Below are 21,822 nucleotides of genomic sequence, written 5' to 3'. Positions count from 1 at the left end.
TCCGCGCATAATACCACTACGCCGCGGGCGCGGGTCGTCGGCGGAATGCGGATATCGATGCTCGGCATGCGGCAATCCGCCTTGTTTTTAAAACCTGTTAGAAAAGGGTAAGCAAAACAAACAACCGGCTCATGTTCATTTTATAAGGGACTAAGATTCGCCTTGTACAATGGCATCATTAAAGAGGAGGTGCACTTCCCGTGACCAGAGTCATTACCTTCAAAAATCGTTCCGTCCCGGTACATTATCCATCCGAGCAGCTTTCGTACATGGAGCTGCTGCAAAATAAATTGCAGGAAATGGAATACAACTTCGATTTTCGGAAGAAGTGGAAACGCATCAAGTCGGTGGAAATGATCCGCGACGTCGCGATTCTGCAATACAGCGACGGTACCAAGCTTTACCTGGAAGTGTGCTGATTAGACGTCCCTTGTCCTCTCGAGCGACCGAAACCCGCAAAAAAAGGCAGCCCGCGCACGCGAACCCGGCCCGAACGGCCGCGGCCCGCTTGCGCGCAGGCTGCCTTTGTTGTTGCCGACTCGTTTTGATTGCGCGTTCGCGCCGGCCGCGCCCGCGTATGCGCGCTGCGCGCGCGCCGACCGCTCATCGCCGCAGCGCCGGCTCCAAGCGCTCGCCCGCGGCGCCGAAAAGCTCCCGCGCCGCCCGCAGGAGCGGCGGGCCGACCGCCTCCTCGTCCAGCGGCCCGGCGAGCAAATAGCCCTGGAAGAAGTCGCAGCCCCATTCCCGCAGCAGGCGGAGCTGCTCCGGCGTCTCGACGCCCTCGGCGACGACCTCGAAGCCGAGCTCGTGCGCGAGCGCGATCATCGTCCGCACGACGACCTGCTCCGCGTCCTGCGAGCCGAGATGGCGAACGAACGAGCGGTCCAGCTTCAGCGTGTGCAGCGGAAGCTTGCACAGGTACGTCAGCGACGCGAAGCCGACGCCGAAATCGTCGAGCGCGATCCGGACCCCCATGGCGCGGATCCGCCGCAGCGCCTCGCTTACGCCTTCGTCGGCGCCGATCATCATGCTTTCCGTGATTTCGAGCTCCAGCCACTCCGGCTTCGTGCCCGTCTGCGCGAGGATGCGCCGCAGCGTCTCCGCGAAGCCCGGCACGCGCAGCTGCAGCGGCGACAGGTTGACCGACGCGACGAGCGGCGGCATCCCTTTCGCCCGGGCGCGGCGCAGCATGCCGCATGTCTCGGCGAGCACCCATTCGCCGATCCGGACGATCTGGCCGCTGCGCTCGGCGAGCGGCACGAATTCCGCCGGCGGGATGTCCCCGAGCTCGGGATGGCGCCAGCGCAGCAGCGCCTCGACGCCGCGAAGCCGTCCCGCGGCGTCGTACAGCGGCTGATAGCGCAGCGACAGCGCGTTCGCGGCCGGCGCGTGGCGGAGCGAGACGCGCAGCTGCTCCGTCCGGCTTACCTCGGACATGTCGTCCTCCGCGTAGAAGACGACCCGGTTGCCGCCGGCCGCCTTCGCCTGCCGCAGCGCCGTATCGGCGTGCCGCACGATCCGCTCCGCCGTCTCCCCGTCGCCGGGGTACCCGCTCACGCCGATGCTGCAGAACGGATGGAGCGGTTCCCCCCGCACGGACAGCCGTTCCTCGGCCGCCTGCTTCAGCGCGCCGACGAGCGCGTCGGCGTCGTCGTTTTCCGCGTCCCAGCCGGCCAGCCGGAACAGCAGGAACGTATTGCCGCTCAGCCGGTAGACGCTGCCCGACCACGGCTCGAGCCGCTTCAGCCGGCGCGCGATCTGCCGCAGCGCCTCGTCGCCGAAGGCCGTCCCCTTCGTCTCGTTGACGATGTAGAAGCGGTCCACGTCCACGAGCGCCGCCAAGACGCGCCGCCCTGTCTGCCTGGCCAGCACGACGGCGCGCGCGAGCATCGCGAAAGCCGCCTTCCGCCCCGGCAGCCCCGTCAAGGAATCGACCACTTCGCCGAGCGCCGGCGCTCCCTTCCGCGCGATGTACGTCGTGCCGCTACCGTAATCCTGTTCGTTCATAACCGATCCTCCACGCTGCCATTGGTCCTAGTCTCTTTATCTCGTAAATAGGTAAATTTTCGCATAAAACGATTAGAAAAGAAACAGGCGGGCATGAGCGCGGCGTTAGCTTCTTCACCCGGCCCGGCCCCGAACGGGTTCGGCGCGCAAGCAAAGAGCCCCTTCCGCCGGACAAGCCGGCGAATAGGAGCTGTTAGGAAAGTATTAGTGCGGCGCTTCCACTTCGGTCACGTATTTGTATCCGACGCCCCATACGGTGCGGATGTAATGCGGTTCCTTGGGGTTCTTCTCGATCTTGCGGCGCAGGTTCACGATATGCACGTCGATGGCGCGGTCCGTCACGAAGGAGTCGAAGCCGCGGATGGCGTTGATCAGGTCCTCGCGGGTGAACACTTTCCCCGGGTGGGACAGGAACAGCTTCATGATCTCGAATTCGGAGAACGTCGTCTCGACGAAGCCGCCGCGAACGAGGAGCAGCCTGCGCTCGGCATCCAGCTTGATCTCCTTCTCGGCATCGGGCCCGCCCTCTTCCGGGCGCTCGCCCGCCGCGCCGGCCTGCATCAGCCGCGACCGGCGGATCAGCGCCTCGACGCGGGCGCTCAGCTCGTGCATGCTGAACGGCTTGCACAAGTAATCGTCGGCGCCGGCGCGCAGCGCCTGCACCCGCTCGGAAACCTCCGATTTCATCGATACGATCATGATCGGCACGGAGGATTGCCGGCGCATCCGGATGCACAGCTCGGTGCCGTCCCAGTCGGGCAGCATCAGGTCGAGCAGCACGACGTCCGGGTCGAACGCCGCGAGCAGCTTGAGGCCTTGTTCGCCGTTCTCCGCTTGTTTGATTTCGTACCCTTCGCCAGACATGTACATGGAGAGCATCTCGCTCATCATCTTATCGTCTTCGATCACCAGGAGCTTGTACATGACACCTCACCTCGTGAAGAGGCCCGTCCGTTCGACGCCGTTCGCGGCGCCGCCGGCTCCGGACGAACCCGGATTCCTCTTAACTATACAATAGGAAGATCCACCCAACAATAGAATGTTAGAAAATTGTTAGGATTCGCTGTCGAAATCCGGCATGACGCCGGCCAATTCCGACAGGAGTCCGCGCAGCGTTTCGTCCGCTTCGGCCGCCGCTTCCGCGAGCGCGCCGTCCGGCGTGCCGTCCCCCGCTTCCTTCAGCCGCGTCTCGAGCCGCAGAGCGGCTTCGAACAGCCCATCCGCGGACAAATTGCCGGCAACGCCCTTCAGCGTGTGCGCCATCCGCCGGGCGCCGGCGTAATCCCCGGCCGCGAGCGCGGCCGCCAGCCGTTCGCCGAAGCCGCGGTATTCCCGGACGAAGAGCGTCAGCATATGCGTCAGAATCGCCCGCTTGCCGCCGACCCGCCGCAGCGCCTCGCCCAGCCGCATCCCCGGCACGCCCCGGTCCAACCATGCGTCTACCGCCGCCGGCGACGGCACGTACGCGGCGTTCGCCGCCTCCCGCTCCTTCGGCCCGGCCTTGGCGGCCTCGTTGCCCGGCTCCTTGCCGGGACGCAGCCACTTGCCGATGGCCGCCGTCAGCTCCGCGGGATCGATCGGCTTCGTCAGCACGTCGTTCATGCCGAGCTGCATGTACCGGTCATGGTCTTCCCGCATGATGTTCGCCGTCAGCGCGATGATCGGCATGCGGTCGTACTTGGAATCGAGCCGAATGATACGCGCGGCTTCGTCGCCGTCCATGTCCGGCATATGAATGTCCATCAGAATGAGGTCGTAGCGCTTCTCCGTCAGCATCCGCAGCACCTCCGTCCCGCTCCGCGCCACGTCCACCCGGTACGCGCCGGCCCGCAGCTGCTCGACCGCGACGATCCGGTTGACGTCGTTGTCCTCCGCGAGCAGAATCGTGCCCGCCGGCGATTCCGGCGCCTCCGCGGCGGCCGCGGCTTCCCGCGCGCCCGCCTCCGCGTCCCGCGCCGGCCGGTCGAACAGCGTTTGCAGCGCCCGGTGCGCGCCGACGCGCGTGACCGGTTTGACGAGGATGTCGTCGGGCCGCTGCTCCTGCGGCAGCTTCAGCAATTCCTCCCGGCCGAACGCGGTCGTGAGCGCGACCGTCGGGACGCCCGCCTCCTGCGCCGCTTCGCGCATGGCATGCCAGGTCTCCTCCGCGTACATGTCCGGCATCTCGAAGTCCAGCAGCAGGGCGGACGGCCGGACGCCGATTCCGGAGCGCGCCAGCCGCTCCCGGGCGGTCTTCCACGAGCCGAGCGGGATCGGCGTCAGGCCGCCGTCCTCGATGACGGCGCACAGCAGGCCGCTCATAAGCGGATGGTCCTCCACGACCCAGACGGAGCCTTCCGCGTCCCCCCGGATGTCGAAGCGGCCGGCGCGCGGCGGCTCGGCCACGGCGAGGTCGAGCGCGAAGGAGAACGCGCTTCCCCGGCCAAGCTCGCTGCGGACGCGAACGTCGCCGCCCATCAGCTCCACGAGCCGCTTCACGATGACGAGCCCGAGACCCGTTCCGCCGTACTTGCGGTTCGTCTCCGCGTCCGCCTGCACGAACGGCTCGAACAGCCGGCCGAGCTGCTCCTCCGTCATGCCGATGCCCGTGTCCTCCACGGAGAACGCGATGCGGACGCGCCCTTCGTCCGCGGCCATGCCCTCCGGCAGCGCGAGCCGCAGCCGGACGTAGCCCCGCTCCGTGAATTTGATCGCGTTCACGCACAGATTGAGCAGCGCCTGCTCGATGCGCAGCCAGTCGCCCACGACCCGCTCCGGCAGCCCTGGCGGCGTCTCGGCGACGAATTGGAACCGCTCCTTGCCGCCGACGAACACGCTCAGCGTCTCCGCCAGCTTCTGGACGAGCTCGTACGGATCGAACGGCTTCTCGTTCAGCTCGATGCGGCCGGCCTCGACTTTGGAGAAATCCAGAATGTCGTTGATGATGGCGAGCAGCGCCTGGGACGAATCCCGCGTCTTGCGCAGATAATCCCGCTGCAGCGGCGTCAGGCCGGTCTTCTGCATGAGTCCCGTCAAGCCGATGATGCCGGCGAGCGGCGTGCGGATCTCGTGGCTGATCTGCGCCAGGAACTGGCTCTTCGCCACGTTCGCGCTCTCCGCGTCGCGCTTGGCCTGCTCCAGCTCGGACTGGACGCGCTTCGCCTCCGTAATGTCCCGCGCGATGCAGGAGTAGAACGTCTCGCCGGTATCGTCGTCGCGGTGGACGACCAGGATCTTGGATACCGGGAAAAACACGCCCTGCAGCGTGCGCAGCAGCGCCTCCTTCTCCCGGTAGCCCGCCTCCCGCGCGTCCTCGATGCCGTCGAGCAGCTCCTGGACCGTGCGCTTCGGCACCTCGTCCACGCTCATGCCGTACGGCCGCATGCCCAGCATCGCCCGGCCCGCCTCGTTCATATAGAGCAGCTTGCCCGCTTCGTCGAACGTGGCGATCAGATCCTTCGCCGCGCCCATCACCTTCAGCTGCCGGTTGCGCGCGTTCTCCGCCTGCTTCTGCCCGGTGATGTCGCGCGCGATGCCGACGACGCCGACGAAGCGGCCTTCGCGGTCGCGCATGCCGTTCGAGCTGTGCGCGACGGGGAAGCGCGTGCCGTCCTTGCGCACGTAGTTCCATTCCCGCTCGTACGCGAATTGATCCTTGCGCAGCAGCTCGAACACCGTGATGTCCGGCGGGACCGGCCGGCCGTACCGCCCGCTCAGCCGTTCCGCCTCCCGGACGATGTCCTCCGGCGCGACGAAGGCAAGCCCCGTCGCCTTGTAGAGCACCTCCTCCGCCGCGTAGCCGAGCATGCGCTCCGCCGCCTTGCTGAAATAAGTGACCCGGTACTGGCTGTCGAGCACGATGAACGCGAACTGATTCTGGTTGATCATGGCGTCCATTTGACTGAACATGCCGTTCAGCCGCTGCTTCATTTGGTTGACGGACTTGGATAATTGCGACAGCTCGTCGCCGCCCGCGTCCCGGACGTCGTTCACGTCGAAGCGCCCGGCCGCGGCCGCCTCGGTGACGGCGAGAATCCGCTTGATGCGCCCGATGGCGCGGTACGAGAAGAGGAAGAAGAGAATCGTGAGGATCGCCTCGGCGGCGGCGATGGACAGGATGGAGCGCCACTTGATCGCCGCGAGCGGGGCTTCGATCTCCCGCAGCGGCACGTTCAGGGCGAGATGCCAGCTCGTGCCCTCGACCGCCGCGTAGAACAGCATCGAACCGCCGGCGGAGCCGCCGCTCAGCCGGGCCGTGCCGTACGGATTCCGCAGCATGTCCCGCGCGACGGGCGCGAAGGGCAGCTCCGGCGAAGAGAGCGGCGACGACGGCCGGAGCGCGCCGGCCGCGGGCGGCGCCTCGATGACCGCGGCGCCGTCGTTGTATACGAAGGCGCGGTCCGTGCGGCCGACGCGGACGTTCAGCTGCTCCCGGAACACCCGTTCCGCGGGGATCGCCGCGTCGACGAGGCCGATGATGGCGTTGTCGCGGCCGTAGACGGGAATTTGAATGACGACGATGCTACCGCCGCCGTATCTGCCGACGAAGGGGTCGGTGACGATCGCCTTGCCCCGGATCGCCGCCGGGAAGGACGGCTCGTCCCCGATCTCGATGACCGAGCCGTCGCTCAGCTCGGCGCGCCCCGTCCGGTCGGCGAAGCCGATCGTGCGGAAGGGCGAAGCGGAGCGCCCGATCTCGCCGCGAAAATACGCGAGGCGCTCCGCGGAGGAACCGAACCGCACCTGATCGGTGCGGCTCATGACCTCCACCTCGGCGCGCCGGGCTTCGATCCAGGACGCCAGGCTGCCCGCGGCGTTTTGAACCTTCGTGCCGGCTTTGTCGACGAGCGCTTCCATGATGGCGCGCTTGGCCGCGGCGTAATTGCCGTAGCCGACGACCGACAGCACGCCGGTCGTGACGAACAGGATGAGGACAAGCACTTTCGTCCGGAGCGAAAAGGTACCCACGGCAAAAAACCTCCCGTACAATAGGTCGTATCGGCCCTATTATACCTTGGGAGGGAAGCGCTTCATAGGCTGGCCAGGCCAGGAAAGGCCGGGGGAGCGCCCGCGGGCGCTGACGCTCAGGCTTCCGGCCGCGCCTTCGCGCGCGTCCGGTGTATGTAGTAATGCTTCGAGCAATACCCCTTGCTCAAGGAAGGCTTGGCGCAGTTGACCCACTTGCACGGGGTCGGCTCCGCGGCCCGGCGGACCTTGGTGACGCCCGGATCGCCGTGTCTCCTCCAGCGCTGATGATGCATCGCGCACATCCGCTTCGCTTTTACAGGTTTGCGGCAAGCATCGACGGTACACAATTCCATCCGGCTTCGTCCTCTCGGTGTAGGAGTCTCTGGTGCGCGATAGATTATCATTATGCGGGATCGAACCGGCTTTGAAAAGCCTTCAATGCCGCAAATTGCCTGGAAATTTTAACACGTTGCCAGACCGAAACCCAGCATGTGGAAACGCAGGCGGCTCCTTTGAAGAATTCCGCGCGCCGGAGGTTTCCCGCCGCCCTTCGAAGAGGATCGGACGGGCATGCGGGCATCTGATCCTTCAGAACTAAAAGCGAAAAAAAACCCTTTCTAATTTTTTGTGTTCGTCCCGGTTGAAAAGTCGGATAACGCCTCTTATACTGTTCTATAAACCAGCTTAGTTACAGATTGTGAGGGAATGCCTTTGACGCTGACTACCGCTGTCTTTCAAAACTTAAAAACGCCGCTGGCCGTCGTCGTCGGCCAGGACGACGACTGCCACTTCAACCTGGCCAACAAAGCCTTTTCCAGGCTGGTCGGGTGCTCGGGCGACGTCCTCGAAGGGCTCCCGCCGGACAGGGTGTTCTCGGAATGGAGCAGCAGCGCGCTCCGCTCGGACGACCGCCATGAGACGTCCCTGCTCCGGTCCTGGTCCGACGACGATCCGCTGCGGCTCGTGCTGACCTGCGAAGCGATCGCCGGCGCGGACGAACCGGCCTTCCTGCTGACCGTCGAGGACATCAGCGCCAAGTCGTGGATCGATCGCATGGCGGCCTCCGGGCAGGTGCTGTTGTCCGGAATTCTGAACGAACGGCTCGTGGTCGAACGCTATTACAAACACTACCCTGCTCCCGTCGTGGACCGCTTGTTCTCCGTGGAAGAGGAATCGCTCAGCCAGTTCTTCCACGACAGCGAGCGCGAACGCATCCTCGCTTCGCTCAAACACGCCGCCCTCCATCGCCGCACCGAACATCTCATCGTCCATACCAAGAGGTTGGCCGAATCCGTCCAGCTGGAGCTCCAGATCACGTACCGCCCGTTCTTCCACGGAGACGGCACTCTCAAGTGCATCGCCTTCATCGCCACGGACATCCGCTCGCTCGCCGAAACCGAAGCCGCCGCCTTGGACCCATCCGTTACCTTGAAAGTGCTGATGGCCCGCAAGTACATGTCCGCCCAGCAGCTCTCGTCCGCAACCGGCATCTCGCTTCAAACCATCTCGAAGCTGCGCAACGGCAAGATCGGCCGGCCGCAGCGACAGACCACGCTGCTCATCGCCAAAGCCTTGGAAGTCGCGCCGCAGGACATCTGGCCGTAAACCCGAAAATATCCTCTGAACGCAAAAACCGCGGGACTTTGCGCCCTCGCGGTTTAGTGCATTAAAGCATTGCCAGATAAACGGAACGGTGCGTTGCAGTAGCGCCGGAGGAACGGGGAAGTGCGCCACAGCAGCGCACGGTTAAATACCCCTTACCGCGCTTCCTTGCGCACGAGGCGCAGCGTGCGGCTGCTGGCGGCGATCTCGGCGAAAAAACCGGCGTCCTCCGCCGCCAGCCGCTGCCATACCTTCACGCAGGCCGGGCAGAAATGGACGCCGCTCCCCCCGGCGATGATGGCCATCGCCTCCTCGTGCGACATCGCCTGCCGGTACGAACGGGACGACGTCAGGGCGTCGTAGACGTCCGCCACGGCGGTAATGCGCGCGAGCAGCGGGATTTCCTCGCCCTTCAGCCGGTCGGGATAGCCGGTGCCGTCCCATTTCTCGTGGTGGGAACGGATCACGGACAGCTCGTCGGCCAGGAAGCCGAGCTGCTTGCACATGTCGTAGCCCGAGACGGGATGCCGCTCGATGACGAGCCGCTCTTCCGCCGTCAGCTTGCCGGCCTTGTTCAGGACGGCGTCCGGGACCCGCAGCTTGCCGACGTCGTGGACGACGCCGCCCTGCGCGATGGCGCGCAGCTTGTCCTTCGAGAGCTGCATCTCCTCGCCGAGCCGCAGCGCGTAGAGCGCGACGCGGTTGTTGTGCCCCGCCGTGTAGGCGTCCCGCGCCTCCGTCGCCATGATGAGCGCCTTCACGCTCGGCGTCTTGCACGCCTCGAGCCAGGCGCGCGGATCGGCCTGGAACAGCACGCGCAGCGACGAGCTGAAGGAGCCTTGGGAGAAATACTGCCGGATCAGCCCGACGAGCATGACCAGCATGGACGCGAGCAGGAGCAGATGGTACAGCCACCAGCTGAGCCGCCACATCGTCCCGGCCACGATGATGTACTGCGCCGCGAGGATGAGGCTGACGCTGTAGACGATCGCCCGCTGCAGCGGGAAGCCGGCATGCCGGTACGATTGCCAGTAGCGGTACATCGTCCACAGGCAGGCCGCGCAGGTCAGCGTCACGGCCGCCCACTTGTACGGCCCGTCGCCGCCGAGCGGGATCATGGTCATGTCGTGCGGCATCCGCAGCGTGAAGGCCGCCAGCCCTCCCAGCAAGAGCAGCCAAACGGGGATGAGCCATTCGCGCCATCCGGACAGCCGCCGGATGAGCCAATGATCGGAGGACACCGCCGACAGGCACAGCCACAAGGACGTCAGCAGGATGCTGAGCTGGGCGAACATGGCCGGCAGGTTGCCGGTATGGATGACGAAGCCCGGCGTCGTCAGGCCGTGCAGGAGGAAGATGCCCGCCAGCGACAAATAGCCGAGCGCCATGAAGCCGACCTTGATGTTGCGGAGCCGGTGGCCCGCGATGCCGACGGCGATCGCGACGATCGCGGCGAGCGCCGCGACCGCCGTCACGAAGTAGAAATGTCCCTGCGGCGCCTTCAGCGCGACGTCGGCCGCCGCGTCCGAGCGGAACCATTCGAACAGGACGACCGGAAGAACGGCGGCCAATATCGGGCCGATGACGGCGGTGCGTTTAACCTGCATGATCCAAAATCCTCTCCCTTTGTCCAATCGGTCCCCTCTGTCCGGCCTAGCCGGCTTGAATTCGCGAACGCGCAGCCCGCAGGCAGAGTGAAGTTGTTGGCGTTATGAGGCTTCGCCGCCGCGAATTCCCGCGGCGGCGCCTCCTTCAGAATATCGGTTTTCCGCCGGGCAAAATGTAGTTCCAAAGACGCAAAAAGGGCCTTGCCCGCCGCGAGGACGGGGCAAAGCCCGGAAGGGTCTCCGTTATCGCCGGCCGACGTCGAGATCGCCCGACCCCGTATGGACCTGCGCCCGGACGGACCCGCTTCCGAACACGAGACGGTGCACGCCGTCGTCGTCCGCGGAGCCCTTGGCGCCGTCCCAATCGTTGTCGAGATCGCCCGAGCCGCTGCTGTACGCGATCTCCGCGTCCGCCGGCTGCTCGTCGGTCATGATGTCGACGTCGCCGCTGCCCGTCCGGAGATTCATGGGCCGGCTCAGCGTCCGCTGCTCCGCGGAAATGTCGCCGCTGCCCGTCTGCACCTTCAGCTCCGCGTCGGCGTCGGCCAGGTCCACGTCGCCGCTCTTCACGTCCACGCTCAGCAGCTTCGCCTTCGCGCCGCTGACGGTCACGTCGCCGGAAGCCGCCTTGACCGTCAAGGCGTCATCCGCCGTGACATCCTCGAAATGCAGGTTCCCGCTGCCGATGGATACGGTGACCGCCTTCGCCTGCACCCGGCTGATGTCGACGTCGCCGGAGCCGCCCTTCAGCTCGGCCGTATCGACCTGCACGCCGTCGACGGCGATGTCCCCGCTGCCGGTGTTCATCGTCAGCCGCTCGTACGTCCGCTTCGGCAGCTCGAGCTTGAGATTCAGGCTCAGGATATTGAAACCGAATTGGAAGCCGGCATGATCCTGAAAGCCGACCTTCAGCGTGTCGCCGTCCTTCTCGAGCTTCAGCTCCAGCTTGTCGAGGTACTTCTTGCTGGCGCGGCCCGTCAGGCTCGCCTTCGCTTCCGTTCCCTCGCCGGGCACGATCTTCACGTCGACGCTACCCGTCTTGAGCTCGACGGCGCGAATGCCGTCCGCCGCGACCGCCTGCCCGCGTTCGACCTTCTCCGTGCCGAACGCGTAATTCCCGCTCGCGCCCAAGGTACCGAACGTGCCGATCAGGCCGATGACCAGCAAAATGAGGCCGATAACGATCCAGTTTCTCATTTTCTCACCCTTATCACTCTGGAATTGAATTTCAAATATTGCAACGTCAGCTTGGCGAATGCCCGGGTCAGCCAGTGCGCGCCGGCGCCGAGCAGCATGCCGAGCCCGATTAGGGCGAGGGCGACGAACGATGCCTGCATGCCCGTGAACGCGCCGCCGAACAGCCCTTCGTACATGACGGCGAGCGAGGAAAGCCCGACGCCGATCGCGGCGGCCCAGATGCCGGCCAGTACGCCCAGCAGCCCGACGAACGGCCCCAGCACGAAGATCAGATTGAAGAAGCCGAGGCTGACCGCCGCGAACACCGCGCGCGAGACGAGCGTGATGCTGCCGCGCTTGCCGTCCGCCTGGTCCACGCGGTAGTTCAGCAGCAGCTCCTTCGCGATGATCCGGGGATCGCCGAGCTCGCGGGCCGCGTCCGCCTCGCTCCGTCCGTGCTCCGCCGATACGCGGAAATGCTCTTCGTAATCGTACAGCCACTCCCGCCGGAGCTTCTCCGGCACGGGCGCGAGCAGCTCCCGCAGCTGGCCCAAATACTGCTCTCTGATCATCGCTCTACACCTTCCTTAATGAGTTCGTCCACGGCGACGGAGAAGCTCCGCCATTCGCGGATCAGCCCCATCAGATGCGAATGCCCCTGCGGCGTCAGCTTGTAGTACTTGCGGGGCGGTCCCTCGCTCGATTCCTTGAGGTACGTGGAGAAGAAGCCCTCCTGCGTCAGCCGGTTCAGCAGCGGATAGACGCTGCCGACCGCGACCTCGAATTTCGACGACATCGTCACGGCCAGCTCGTAGCCGTACCGGTCCTCCCATGCGGTCAGAGCCAGCACGCACAAATCGAGCACGCCTTTCTTGAATTGCACGTTCATTCGCAGCGCCCCTATTTGTTATCGTTGAGTATTAATCAATGCAGAATAGCCGGCCAAAAAAAGAAGCGGCTATCCGCGTTACAGCTATACTATATCATCAGCTATTCAACAATGCAATATACCTGGTTGGAAAATGACGGAATCCGGGCGGAGTCGGGCCGGTGTTGCGCCGGAATTGGGCGGATTCCGCGCCGGCGGGACCGATTCGGAGCCGGTCTGCCTCCTCCTTTCGGTCCGCTTTAGAACTGGCGGCGCGATATGGTATGATTTTCTTATCCCGACCGATATGAATGGAGGCCAATTACGCATGAATCACCAACATCGCTACGAAGTCGCGCGTCACGAAGACGCTTATCCGCTGTACACGCTTAAGGACGCCGAGACGGACTCCTCGGTCACGATCTGCCCGGAACGCGGGGCCATCGCGATCGGCTGCGCGCTGCGCGGCACCGAGCTCTTCTACCTCGACCGGGCGACGTTCCTGGACCCGCAGGCGAATATCCGGGGCGGCAATCCCGTGCTGTTCCCGATCTGCGGCCAGCTCGCCGGCGGCAAATTCGAATGGGAAGGCCGCGAATACGCGATGCGCAACCACGGCGTCGCCCGCAACCGCCCGTGGGACGTCGTGTCGACGTCCGAGGACGGCGAAGCGGCGCTGACGGTCCGGCTGCGCAGCGACGAGAGCACGCTGGCGGAATTCCCGTTCGCCTTCGAACTGCAGTTCACCTACGCGCTGCGGGACGGCGAACTCCATATCCGCCAGACGTACCGCAACCTGTCGGACCGCAGCATGCCGTTCTACGCGGGCTTCCATCCTTATTTCCGCACGGAAAACAAGGATCTCGCCTACGAGACGGACGCGACGAAATACCTCGACTACAACGACAACGCCGTCAAGCCGATCGACGGCCCCGTGCGGTTGACGGGCCTGAAGGAATCCGTCGCCCTGCTCGACGCTTCGCAGCGCCGGATCGCCTTCCCGGGACCGGACGGCGGCACCGTCGTCCTGACGTACAGCGACGCGTTCCGTTACGTCGTGCTGTGGCAGGTGAACGGCTCGCCGTTCGTCTGCGTGGAGCCGTGGATGGCGCTGAACGCCGCGCTGAACACGCGCGACGGCCTGCCGGAGCTGGAAGCGGGCGGCACGCTCGAGCTGGAAGTCGCGATCGGCTACGCGCGTTAAGCGCGGCGCGGCCGCGCGAACGCGGCGGCCGCGGGCGGCTTCGTTCGCGAGGCGGGCCGGTTGGCCTGCCGTCGGCGGGCCTGGGCCGAGGAATCGTTTGAATCGCTGATTATAGGGAGAGAGGGCGAATCGGACATGGCGGAAGACTGGGGAGTAACGGAAACGCGCCGCGTTGACGGACAGGACGAAGCGAGCGTGGCGAACGAGGCGGCCGGGACCGGCGTGCAGGACGGCCGTAAGGAGCCGGGGAACCGGCAGGATGGCGGCCGGCCGGCCGCACCGGCGATGCGCAGGCGCATGGGGGCTTCGGATCTGGAGCTGTCCCCGCTCGGCCTCGGTTGCTGGCAGTTCAGCAAGGGCAGCGGGCTGGTCGGCAAGTTCTGGCCCGCCTTAAGCGACGCCGACATCGCGTCGATCGTGCGCATCAGCCTCGCGGGCGGCATCAATTGGTTCGATACCGCCGAGGTGTACGGCGGCGGACGCTCCGAGGAGGCGCTGGCGGACGCGCTGAACGCGATCGGCGCCTCGCCCGGCGACGCGCGCGTCGCGACGAAATGGTGGCCGGTCCTGCGGACGGCGGGCAGCATTCCGCGCACGATCGGCGAGCGCGAGCGCCGGCTGAAGGGCTGGCCGATCGATCTGTACCAGGTGCATCAGCCGTTCTCGTTCTCCTCGGCGACCGCCGAAATGAACGAGATGGCGAAGCTGGCGAAGGCCGGACGCATCCGGCACGTCGGCGTCAGCAACTTCTCCGCGGCGAAAATGCGCGAGGCCGACCGGGCGCTGCGCGCGCACGGCCTGCGCCTGACGTCCAACCAGGTCAAGTACAGCCTGCTCGACCGGCGCATCGAACGAAATGGCGTCCTGGAGACCGCCAAAGAGCTCGGCGTCGCCATCATCGCCTATTCGCCGCTCGAGCAAGGGCTGCTGAGCGGCAAGTTCCACCGCGATCCCGGGCTGGTCAAGCGCCTCTCGGGACCGCGCCGGTTCTCGCCCGGCTTCCGGGCCGCCGGCCTGCAGCGGACGCTGCCCTTGATTGACCGGCTCGAGGAGCTGGCCGCGAAGTACGGCGCGTCGCCGAGCCAGGTGGCGCTCAACTGGCTCATCCTCGCGAACGGCGAGACGGTCTTCGCCATCCCCGGCGCCTCCAAGCCGCGTCACGCGGAGGAGAACGTCCGCGCGATGACGTTCGCGCTGGACGCGGAGGAGCTGCGCGAGCTCGCGGAGCTGTCGGCGCTGTGCGGGCGGCGGTAAGGGCGCCCCGGTCGCCGCTGGATTAGGCGCCGCGCCGGCAGGCCGGCGAAGCGGCGGCGGGCAGGCGAGCCGCGATATCGCGCGGTTCCGTCTGGCGGAACGGCCGCGCGGGCGCCCGTCCGGCAGCCGCCGGCGCGGGTTCCGTCTCCGCGCCGATACGCAGCGCGAATAGCCATCCTCGGCAGCGGCCGGGGATGGCTTTTTTGCGCGTTTGAGCCGGCGTGGGCGTCATGCCGTTCGTCCTCCGCGAACGCCGGCCGGACGGGAAGCGGACGGGACGCGCACCGGTTGTCCGATGCGCACCTCGTGCCTTCAAGCCCGGCTTACCCTTTCACGCCCGTCGTCACGATGCCTTCGACGATGAAGCGCTGTCCCAAGAAGTAGATGACCAGCACGGGAAGCAGGATGAGGAGCGCCGCCGCGGTCGTGACCGACTGCAGCACCAGCTTCGAGCCGTTCTGCGTGTAGCTGATCGTGCTGAGCGCGGTCGCGAGCGGATAATGGTCCTGCTTCAGGAACATGAACGGGCCGATGAAGTCGCCCCACGAGCCTTGGAAATTCATGATCGCGACGGTCGCCACGACCGGCAGCGACATCGGCAGGAAGATGTTCCAGTACGTCCGCAGGATCGAGCAGCCGTCGATGCGCGCCGCCTCCTCGAGCTCCTTCGGCACCGAGGCGAAGAACTGCCGGTACAGGAAGATGTAGAAGGCATTGCCGCCGATGCCCCAGAACACCCACGGCCAGAACGTATCGAGGAGGCCGTAATTGTGGAACAGGATGTACTGCGGAATCTGCGTCACGATGCCCGGCAGCATCATCGTCGACAGCACGATCATGAACAGCGCGTTGCGCCCCGGCGCGACGATCCGCGCGAAGGCGTAGCCGACGAGCCCGCTCGTGAAGGTCGAGGTGCAGAGCGTGATCGCGAGCAGAATGAGCGAGTTCCGGGCGAATTTCCAGAAGTCGATCATGGTTACCGCGTACTTGAAGTTTTCCGGGTGAAAGCCCGCCGGCAGCAGGCCCGGCGTCGTATTCCAGGCGCTGAACGCGTTGACGACCGCCAGGTACATCGGGAACAAGAAGACGGCGGAGAACAGAATCAGCGCCGCGTACAGCGGGACGCTTCCTTTTTGCGATTGCGTATTCACGTCCTATCACTCCTGATCCGTTTCGTAATGAACCCAGTATTTGCTCGTCGTGAAGACGATGACCGACAGCGCCAGAATCGCCAGGAACAGGATCCACAGCAGCGCCATGCCGTAGGCGAACCGCTGGAAGGCGAAGATCTGCTGGAAAGCGTGCACGAAATACAGGTAGTTCGGCTGGATCGGACGCGCGAGCAGCTCCGTGCCGTTCAGCAGGATCGGCTGCATGTAGATTTGGAGCGAGCCGATGATGCCCATGATGACGTTGAAGAAGATCACCGGCGTCATGAGCGGCAGCGTCAGGTAGATCGTCCGCTTGATCGGGGTCGCGCCGTCGATGGAAGCCGCCTCGTATAGATCCCGCGGGATGCCCTTCAGCCCCGCCAGATTGATCAACACGCCGCCGCCTGCGCCCCACAGAAGCAAGATGAGCAGGGACGTCGTGGCATAGTCGTAGCCAAGCCAGTTCACTTCCGGCAGTCCGATCAATTTCAAGATGCCGTTCAGAATGCCGTTGTTGCTGGAGAAGATGACCTTCCACATGATGACGCTGGCCAGCGCCGGCACGATGGACGGGAGATAGAAGATCGTCCGGTAGACGCTGACGCCGCGCACCTGCCGGTTCAGCAGCAGCGCGAGGCCGAGGCCGATCGCCACGCTGAGCGGGACGTTGAAGGCCGTGACGTAGAGCGTCCGGCCGAGGGAATACATGGCATCGGAATCCGTGAACGCTTTGTGGTAGTTTTGCAGGCCCATCCATTTCAAATGCTTGATGTTGAAGCCGTAGTAGTTCGTAAAGCTGAGGTACAGCCCGTACAGCATCGGGTAGAGCCCGAAAATGATGAACACGACGAACCACGGCGAGATCATCGAATAGAACGCGATCGTACGCTTCGTCTTCTCCTTCATGCTTTCCACTCCTTTATGCGAAGAAAGGAGAGTTCCGCTGGGAACTCTCCCCGGTAGGCGTTACTGCGAGGCATCGGATTACTGCGAGGCTTCGACGGCGTCCTTCGCTTCCTGGATGGCGACGTTCGCGTCCTTGGTCATGCCGCCGATCGCTTCGTCCAGGTTCGATTTGCCGAAGTAGAGGGGCTGCACGTACTTGTCGAAGATCGACCAGCCGCCGCCCGCGAGGTACGGGTTGACTTTGAGGTATTGGCTCGTGTAGTTCAGCTCGTCTTGGAGCACCGCGTTGACTTGCTTGTCGAAGTCCGTGTCCTTCGGCAGGAGGTCCATCTTGCTCTTGAAGATCGGCAGGCCCCAGCCGGTCGAGGCGCGGTCGTCGGCCGGCTTGCCGCCGAAGAACCATTCGAAGAACGTCCACGCTTCGTCGGGATGCTTCGACGCTTTGTTGATGATCGCGCCGGTCGCGCCGCCCGTCGGCGCCACGCGCGTGCCGTTCGGCGCCGTCGGCGTCGGCAGCATGCCGTAGTCGGCCAGATGCGTCTTCGCGGTTTCGTTGCTCCGGATCGCGCCGCTGTACCAGTAACCGTCGATAATCATCGCGACTTGATCCTTGAAGAACAGGTCGCCGCCCGACGTCTGGTCGTTGTTGACGGAGTTCGGTCCGACGTTGTTCTTCACCGCGTCGACCCACAGGTTGATGTAGTCCTTCACCGCCGGCTGGTTGAAGTCGACGGAGGCGCCGTCCGCCGCGCTGACGTCGACGCCCGCGCTCAGCAGGTATTGGAGCATGTTGTTGAAGTTCGGCTCGGTCTTGCCCCATTCGTTGGCGGCCAGGCCGTACTGCTTCACTTTGTCGCCGTCCTTGATCGTCAGCTTCTTCGCCAGGTCCATGACCTCCGGCCACGTGAGCGGCTTCGTCGGATCCGGCACCGGGACGCCGGCGGCGTCGAACAGCTTCTTGTTGTAGAAGATCGCGTAGTCGTTGGACCAATCCTTCGGCAGGCCGTAAATCGGGCCGGCGCCGACCGTCTTGCCGTCGAAGCGGAACACGTTCGTGATCGGCAGCAGGTCGTCCTGCTTGATGACGGCGCTCGTGTTCATGCGGTCCGTCAGGTCGAGCGCGATGCCCTTGATGACGTAGTTCGGCAGGTCGAACACCCCGGAGAGGCGGATGACGTCCGGCGCGTCGCCGGTCGCGAGCTCCGCGGCCAGCTTGGTCGCGTCGACCGTTTCGATCTCGACCTTGATGTTCGGATGCGCTTTCTCGAATTCGGCGATTTGGTCCTTGGACAGCTCGCCGTCCGTGATGTTCGTGCGGATCGTAACGACCTCGCCGCTGCTCGCGCCGCCGCCGTTGCCCGCCGCCGCGTTGCCGCCGGCGTTGCCGCCGTCCGCCCCGCCGTTCGTCGTCGCGGCGTTGCCGCCGTTATTCGTTGCGGCATTGCCCCCGTTGTCGCCGTTGTTGCTGCCGCAGCCCGAAAGTACGACGGCCGCGGCCGTGACCGCCGTCAGCATGATGGACCATTTTCTCAAGTTCTTTTCCCCCTCGGAGAAGTTATGATGATGGTTTCTTGCTGCATTAAGGATAGCATGGGAAATGAAAGCGTTTGTATACGATGATCCTCCAATTTTACGGGGTAATCATACGGTGTTCGGGCGGGCTTTCACGGGGGATTCGACCCGGCGCCGGCCAACCGAAAGCGGCTGTCCGCCGGTCCTCTCGGAGCCGCGGACAGCCGCTGCGTTTACTTCCGGCATGCCCGGACGTTGTCGATATCCCTGTCGATCGCGCCGTCTCCGCGGGAGAGCGAACGGGTGCCCGGCGCACCTTACAAGGTCAGCAGCGGCACCGTCAAGGTGACGGTTGTCCCGCGCATCTCGGCGCTGGCGATGGTCATGGACGTCCCTTCCCTGTACGTCAGCTTCAGGCGCCGGTACACGTTGCGCAGCCCGATGCCGTTCTCCCCGCCGTGCGCCTTCCCGTCCTCCCGCTCCATGTCGGCCCGCACGAGCGCGAGCGTCTCCTTGTCCATGCCGACGCCGTTGTCCGCGATCCGCACCTGCAGCAGGCCGCCTGCCGCCGACGCCGAGATCACGATCAGGCCGCCCTCCTCCCAGCCTTCGAAGCCGTGCTTGATCGCGTTCTCGATGATCGGCTGCAGCACGAAGCGCACGATCGGCAGGTTCCGCAGCTCGTCCGGCACCTCGTACGCCGCCTCGAAGCTGTGGCCGAAGCGAATCTGCTGGATGGTAACGTAGTTCGCGACATGCGTCAGCTCCTTGTGCAGCTCCACGATGTCCGAGCCCTTGGCGATGCTGTAGCGGAACAGGTCCGCCAGCGCCCCGACGATCGCGCTCACCTCGAGGTTGCCGGTCTTCATGCTGCGCATGTTGATGACCTCCAGCGTGTTGTACAGAAAATGCGGATTGATCTGCGCCTGCAGCATGTCGAGCTCGGCCCGCGTCTTCATCGCGATCAGCTCGTTCTCCTCGCGCATGACGCGGTCGAGCTGGTCGATCATCCGGTTGTAGCTGCGCACGATGCCGCCGATCTCGGTGTTGTCGACGTCCTCGAGCCGCAGCGACAGGTCGCCTTCGCCGACGCGCAGCATCGTCTCCTTCAGCCGGTGGATCGGCTTGACGAGCTGGATCGCGATCGCGACCGCGACGGCGATGGCGAGCAGCAGCACGATCGACGTGAATAGCAGGAACTGCTCCTGGTATTCCCGGTTCTTCTCCAGCACGTCGCCGAAGACGAAGCCGATCTTCAGCTTCCAGTCCGTGTTCGGGATGCCGCTCGCGTAGAAGTACCGGCCGGCGTCCCCGAGCGCGGCGTTCGCGTCCGACTCGTAGATCGTGTGCCCTTTGGCGTCGGAGATGGCGTAGGACGTGTTGATCAGCCCCGAATCGAGGTTCTCGAAAATCGATTGCTTCGGCACCATCAGCAGGTACGTGGCTTCGCCGTTCGCGCCGGAGCCCTCGAGCCGCTTCACGAGCGCGGTCGACAGCGGGTTGAAGACGTTCTTGTAATTGGTGATCCAGTACGGGTCGTCGCGGTCCTCCAGGTAGTCCGTGTCCGTGTTGAAGGCGCTCTTGTTGTTCGAGAAGATGGACGAATAGATGCAGTTGCCGCTGTCGTCGAGCAGGACGAAGTACGAAATGTCGTTCAGCCCCGGGAACATGAGCAGATTGGTCGGGAGACCGCCCATCATGAGGGGCGTCGTGTAATCGTTCGTGACGTAGTCCTGCAGCTGGCGGCTGGCGGAGATCTCCTTCAGGATCGTCTCCGTGAACTGCAGCCGGTTATGGATGCTGACCGCGGAGAAGCGCCCCGTCACGTCGACCGACGTCTGCATCTCGCGCCGGATGTCGTGCTTCGACAGCCAGGCGTACAGCACCCCGTCCGCCACGGCGGGCACGCCGACCGCGACGATGAGCGCGAGAATGATCTTGTTCCGCATGGAGACGGCGTGAAAGCCTTTCTTGATCAGGTCGTCCGGCAGGGAGCGCAGCAGCCAGTCGCTGCTGAGCGAGAAGCTCTTGATCTGCTTGGAGATCATCCGGAACGGCTTGAACACCTGCTTGAGGTACAAGCAGCCGAACAGCACCGTGATCAGCAGCGTCACCAGCGAGAGGACCGCCACTTGGTACAGGCGCTCGCCCCGGACCGCGCCCGCGGCGCCGCCCTTGTCGGTGTACACGATGCTGAGGTTGAACGGCGACAGCTGCCGCACCGCGTTGTTGTAGGACGGGTCGTCCGCGAGGCCGGGCGCCGCGGGATTCGTCGCGGCGGACGCGGCGGGATTCCTCGCGGCGTTCGTCGCGGCGGTAGCGCGGGTCGCGTCGGCGTCGGTCGCGTCGGCGCCCTTGCCGGCACCGTTTTCGGCGGCGCCAATAGCGTCGGCGCCCTTGCCGGCTGCGCCGGAAGCCGGCTCCGTCAGCGGATTCGACGGCGCCGTCGTCCACAGGAGCCGCTTGTCCTTGCCGAGCACGGAGAAGTACGTCCCCTCCGGCGATTGCGCCGGAATCGCCTGCCGGAAGAAGTCGTCGCTCAGCACGATGATCGTCAGCACGCCGTTCTCGTTGCCGTTCGAGAAGACGAGCCGGCCCGTCAGCGCCGCCATGAACGACTGCAGCTGCTTGACGTCGCTCTTCTCGAGCATCGGGTTGCCCGTGCGGAACGCCCCCGCGAAATCCTCCGGCGTATACCGCGTCAGCTGCTCGCGGTCCGGCAGGATGAGCCGGTCCAGCTTGGAATAATGCAGCCGGTCCTGATCCAGCCGGGGCAGGTCGACGAAGCCGGAGCCGATCCGCTGCACCATGGAGCGCTGGACGAAGCTTTGGCCCAGGAAATAAACCGCCTGCACGGAATCCGGCGGCAGGTCGAGCGTGTCGAACTTCTGCTGCAGCTCCCGCATCCCGAGCTCCGCGACGCCGTCGCTCCGCAGGCGCATCAGGTTCTTGTAATAATCGCTGAACTCCGGCGTCTGAAGCAGGAGCATCAGGTTGTCGATGTTGTTCAGCTGGACGAGCACGTTTTGCTGAAACTGGTAGAGCATGTCCTGCGTCCGCTTCTCGTGCAGCGATTTGTCGATGGCGTCCATATAGGTGAGGCCGATATAGGCAAGCGCCAGCTGCGTGACGAGGGTAAGCGCCGACGCGAGGATGACGATGCGCTTCAGCGTCGGTCCGAACCGGTTGATCATGATGTCTCCCCCCGGATGCTAGCGCGATCGGCTGCGGTATTCATGCGGCGTCCTGCCCGTATGCTTCTTGAACACTTCCGTGAAGTACGCCGGATCGGAATAGCCGACCTGCTCGACGATCTCGTAAATCTTGAGATTCGTGCCGCTCAGCAGCTCCATGGCCCGCTGCAGCCGGATCGAGGTCAGGAAGCTGAGGAACGTCTGACCGGAGTTCTTGAACAGCGCGAACAGATGGCTGCCGGATACGTGCACCTGCTCCGCGACCTCCTTCAAGGTCAAGCTGCGGTCGTAGTGGTCCCGGATGTACTGCTTCGCCTGCGTCAGCAGCGCGCTGACCGGCTCCTCGCCCGGCCGGCCGCCCTCCGCGCCATCGGCGCGGGACGGTTCGCGGGTC

17 protein-coding genes are annotated in these 21,822 nt (G+C 64.9%); 4 read left to right on the top strand and 13 right to left on the bottom strand.

Annotated elements, in window-relative coordinates; translation table 11 throughout:
- Positions 1 to 200 precede the first annotated feature (200 nt).
- Positions 201 to 419, top strand: a complete 219-nt coding sequence (locus tag I8J29_RS28295; RefSeq protein ID WP_090639236.1) for a hypothetical protein — start codon at positions 201 to 203, stop codon at positions 417 to 419.
- Between the two features lie 184 nt (positions 420 to 603).
- Here the strand turns inward: I8J29_RS28295 and I8J29_RS28290 are convergent, their stop codons facing one another.
- The 4 genes from I8J29_RS28290 to I8J29_RS28275 all read right to left on the bottom strand — a co-directional run bounded on the left by I8J29_RS28290 (position 604) and on the right by I8J29_RS28275 (position 7,307).
- The gene (locus I8J29_RS28290; protein ID WP_208850697.1) at positions 604 to 2,007 is read right to left on the bottom strand and encodes a putative bifunctional diguanylate cyclase/phosphodiesterase; all 1,404 of its coding nucleotides are present in this window, start codon (positions 2,005 to 2,007) and stop codon (positions 604 to 606) included.
- Between the two features lie 204 nt (positions 2,008 to 2,211).
- The gene (locus I8J29_RS28285) at positions 2,212 to 2,931 is read right to left on the bottom strand and encodes a response regulator transcription factor (RefSeq protein ID WP_208850696.1); all 720 of its coding nucleotides are present in this window, start codon (positions 2,929 to 2,931) and stop codon (positions 2,212 to 2,214) included.
- Positions 2,932 to 3,060: 129 nt separating this feature from the next.
- Complete coding sequence (locus tag I8J29_RS28280) at positions 3,061 to 6,954, bottom strand: response regulator (RefSeq protein WP_208850695.1); 3,894 nt, start codon at positions 6,952 to 6,954, stop codon at positions 3,061 to 3,063.
- A gap of 116 nt (positions 6,955 to 7,070) precedes the next feature.
- Positions 7,071 to 7,307: a hypothetical protein gene (locus I8J29_RS28275; protein WP_090639243.1), complete on the bottom strand. Its 237-nt coding sequence runs from the start codon at positions 7,305 to 7,307 to the stop codon at positions 7,071 to 7,073.
- A 358-nt stretch (positions 7,308 to 7,665) separates the two neighbouring features.
- Here I8J29_RS28275 and I8J29_RS28270 point away from each other — a divergent pair, with 358 nt between their 5' ends.
- Entirely contained in the window at positions 7,666 to 8,559 is an 894-nt protein-coding gene (locus tag I8J29_RS28270; protein ID WP_208850694.1) for a helix-turn-helix domain-containing protein, read from the top strand.
- A 152-nt stretch (positions 8,560 to 8,711) separates the two neighbouring features.
- Here the strand turns inward: I8J29_RS28270 and I8J29_RS28265 are convergent, their stop codons facing one another.
- The 4 genes from I8J29_RS28265 to I8J29_RS28250 form a co-directional block, all read right to left on the bottom strand.
- Positions 8,712 to 10,163, bottom strand: a complete 1,452-nt coding sequence (locus I8J29_RS28265) for an HD-GYP domain-containing protein (protein ID WP_208850693.1) — start codon at positions 10,161 to 10,163, stop codon at positions 8,712 to 8,714.
- A 243-nt stretch (positions 10,164 to 10,406) separates the two neighbouring features.
- Positions 10,407 to 11,360 carry a DUF4097 family beta strand repeat-containing protein gene (locus I8J29_RS28260; protein ID WP_208850692.1) on the bottom strand — a complete coding sequence of 318 codons (954 nt, stop codon included), beginning with the start codon at positions 11,358 to 11,360 and terminating at the stop codon, positions 10,407 to 10,409.
- Positions 11,357 to 11,911, bottom strand: a complete 555-nt coding sequence (locus tag I8J29_RS28255; RefSeq protein ID WP_208850691.1) for an HAAS signaling domain-containing protein — start codon at positions 11,909 to 11,911, stop codon at positions 11,357 to 11,359. The genes I8J29_RS28260 and I8J29_RS28255 overlap by 4 nt, the downstream gene beginning before the upstream one ends.
- Positions 11,908 to 12,228: a PadR family transcriptional regulator gene (locus I8J29_RS28250; RefSeq protein ID WP_090639252.1), complete on the bottom strand. Its 321-nt coding sequence runs from the start codon at positions 12,226 to 12,228 to the stop codon at positions 11,908 to 11,910. The genes I8J29_RS28255 and I8J29_RS28250 overlap by 4 nt, the downstream gene beginning before the upstream one ends.
- Before the next feature lie 307 nt (positions 12,229 to 12,535).
- Between I8J29_RS28250 and I8J29_RS28245 the strand changes: the two genes are divergently transcribed.
- Both I8J29_RS28245 and I8J29_RS28240 read left to right on the top strand, forming a co-directional pair.
- The gene (locus I8J29_RS28245) at positions 12,536 to 13,411 is read left to right on the top strand and encodes an aldose epimerase family protein (RefSeq protein ID WP_208850690.1); all 876 of its coding nucleotides are present in this window, start codon (positions 12,536 to 12,538) and stop codon (positions 13,409 to 13,411) included.
- Between the two features lie 285 nt (positions 13,412 to 13,696).
- Positions 13,697 to 14,665, top strand: coding sequence for an aldo/keto reductase (locus I8J29_RS28240; protein WP_208850712.1), 969 nt, complete (start codon positions 13,697 to 13,699; stop codon positions 14,663 to 14,665).
- Positions 14,666 to 14,988: 323 nt separating this feature from the next.
- Here I8J29_RS28240 and I8J29_RS34030 read toward each other — a convergent pair whose 3' ends face one another.
- From I8J29_RS34030 to I8J29_RS28215, 5 genes are all read right to left on the bottom strand, one after another.
- Positions 14,989 to 15,816 (bottom strand): carbohydrate ABC transporter permease, encoded by an 828-nt coding sequence (locus I8J29_RS34030; protein ID WP_208850689.1) that lies wholly within the window; start codon positions 15,814 to 15,816, stop codon positions 14,989 to 14,991.
- 6 nt (positions 15,817 to 15,822) lie between these two features.
- The gene (locus I8J29_RS28230) at positions 15,823 to 16,722 is read right to left on the bottom strand and encodes a carbohydrate ABC transporter permease (protein WP_090639259.1); all 900 of its coding nucleotides are present in this window, start codon (positions 16,720 to 16,722) and stop codon (positions 15,823 to 15,825) included.
- Between the two features lie 78 nt (positions 16,723 to 16,800).
- Complete coding sequence (locus I8J29_RS28225; protein WP_208850688.1) at positions 16,801 to 18,255, bottom strand: ABC transporter substrate-binding protein; 1,455 nt, start codon at positions 18,253 to 18,255, stop codon at positions 16,801 to 16,803.
- A 296-nt stretch (positions 18,256 to 18,551) separates the two neighbouring features.
- Positions 18,552 to 21,428, bottom strand: coding sequence for a sensor histidine kinase (locus I8J29_RS28220; RefSeq protein WP_208850687.1), 2,877 nt, complete (start codon positions 21,426 to 21,428; stop codon positions 18,552 to 18,554).
- An 18-nt stretch (positions 21,429 to 21,446) separates the two neighbouring features.
- On the bottom strand, positions 21,447 to 21,822 hold a 376-nt coding region (locus I8J29_RS28215), incomplete at its 5' end, for a helix-turn-helix transcriptional regulator (protein WP_208850686.1).

The organism is Paenibacillus artemisiicola, from assembly GCF_017652985.1.
Taxonomy (GTDB): domain Bacteria; phylum Bacillota; class Bacilli; order Paenibacillales; family Paenibacillaceae; genus Paenibacillus_Z; species Paenibacillus_Z artemisiicola.
This window is presented reverse-complemented; position numbering and strand designations above follow the sequence as displayed.

Bases quoted from the DNA above. Each gene is read 5' to 3' on its own strand.
- I8J29_RS28275 (WP_090639243.1), bottom strand. From the start codon at position 7,307: ATGGAATTGTGTACCGTCGATGCTTGCCGCAAACCTGTAAAAGCGAAG.
- I8J29_RS28260 (WP_208850692.1), bottom strand. From the start codon at position 11,360: ATGAGAAACTGGATCGTTATCGGCCTCATTTTGCTGGTCATCGGCCTG.
- I8J29_RS28230 (WP_090639259.1), bottom strand. From the start codon at position 16,722: ATGAAGGAGAAGACGAAGCGTACGATCGCGTTCTATTCGATGATCTCG.
- I8J29_RS28285 (WP_208850696.1), bottom strand. From the start codon at position 2,931: ATGTACAAGCTCCTGGTGATCGAAGACGATAAGATGATGAGCGAGATG.
- I8J29_RS28290 (WP_208850697.1), bottom strand. From the start codon at position 2,007: ATGAACGAACAGGATTACGGTAGCGGCACGACGTACATCGCGCGGAAG.
- I8J29_RS28250 (WP_090639252.1), bottom strand. From the start codon at position 12,228: ATGAACGTGCAATTCAAGAAAGGCGTGCTCGATTTGTGCGTGCTGGCT.
- I8J29_RS28265 (WP_208850693.1), bottom strand. From the start codon at position 10,163: ATGCAGGTTAAACGCACCGCCGTCATCGGCCCGATATTGGCCGCCGTT.
- I8J29_RS28220 (WP_208850687.1), bottom strand. From the start codon at position 21,428: ATGATCAACCGGTTCGGACCGACGCTGAAGCGCATCGTCATCCTCGCG.
- I8J29_RS28240 (WP_208850712.1), top strand. From the start codon at position 13,697: ATGCGCAGGCGCATGGGGGCTTCGGATCTGGAGCTGTCCCCGCTCGGC.
- I8J29_RS28255 (WP_208850691.1), bottom strand. From the start codon at position 11,911: ATGATCAGAGAGCAGTATTTGGGCCAGCTGCGGGAGCTGCTCGCGCCC.
- I8J29_RS28245 (WP_208850690.1), top strand. From the start codon at position 12,536: ATGAATCACCAACATCGCTACGAAGTCGCGCGTCACGAAGACGCTTAT.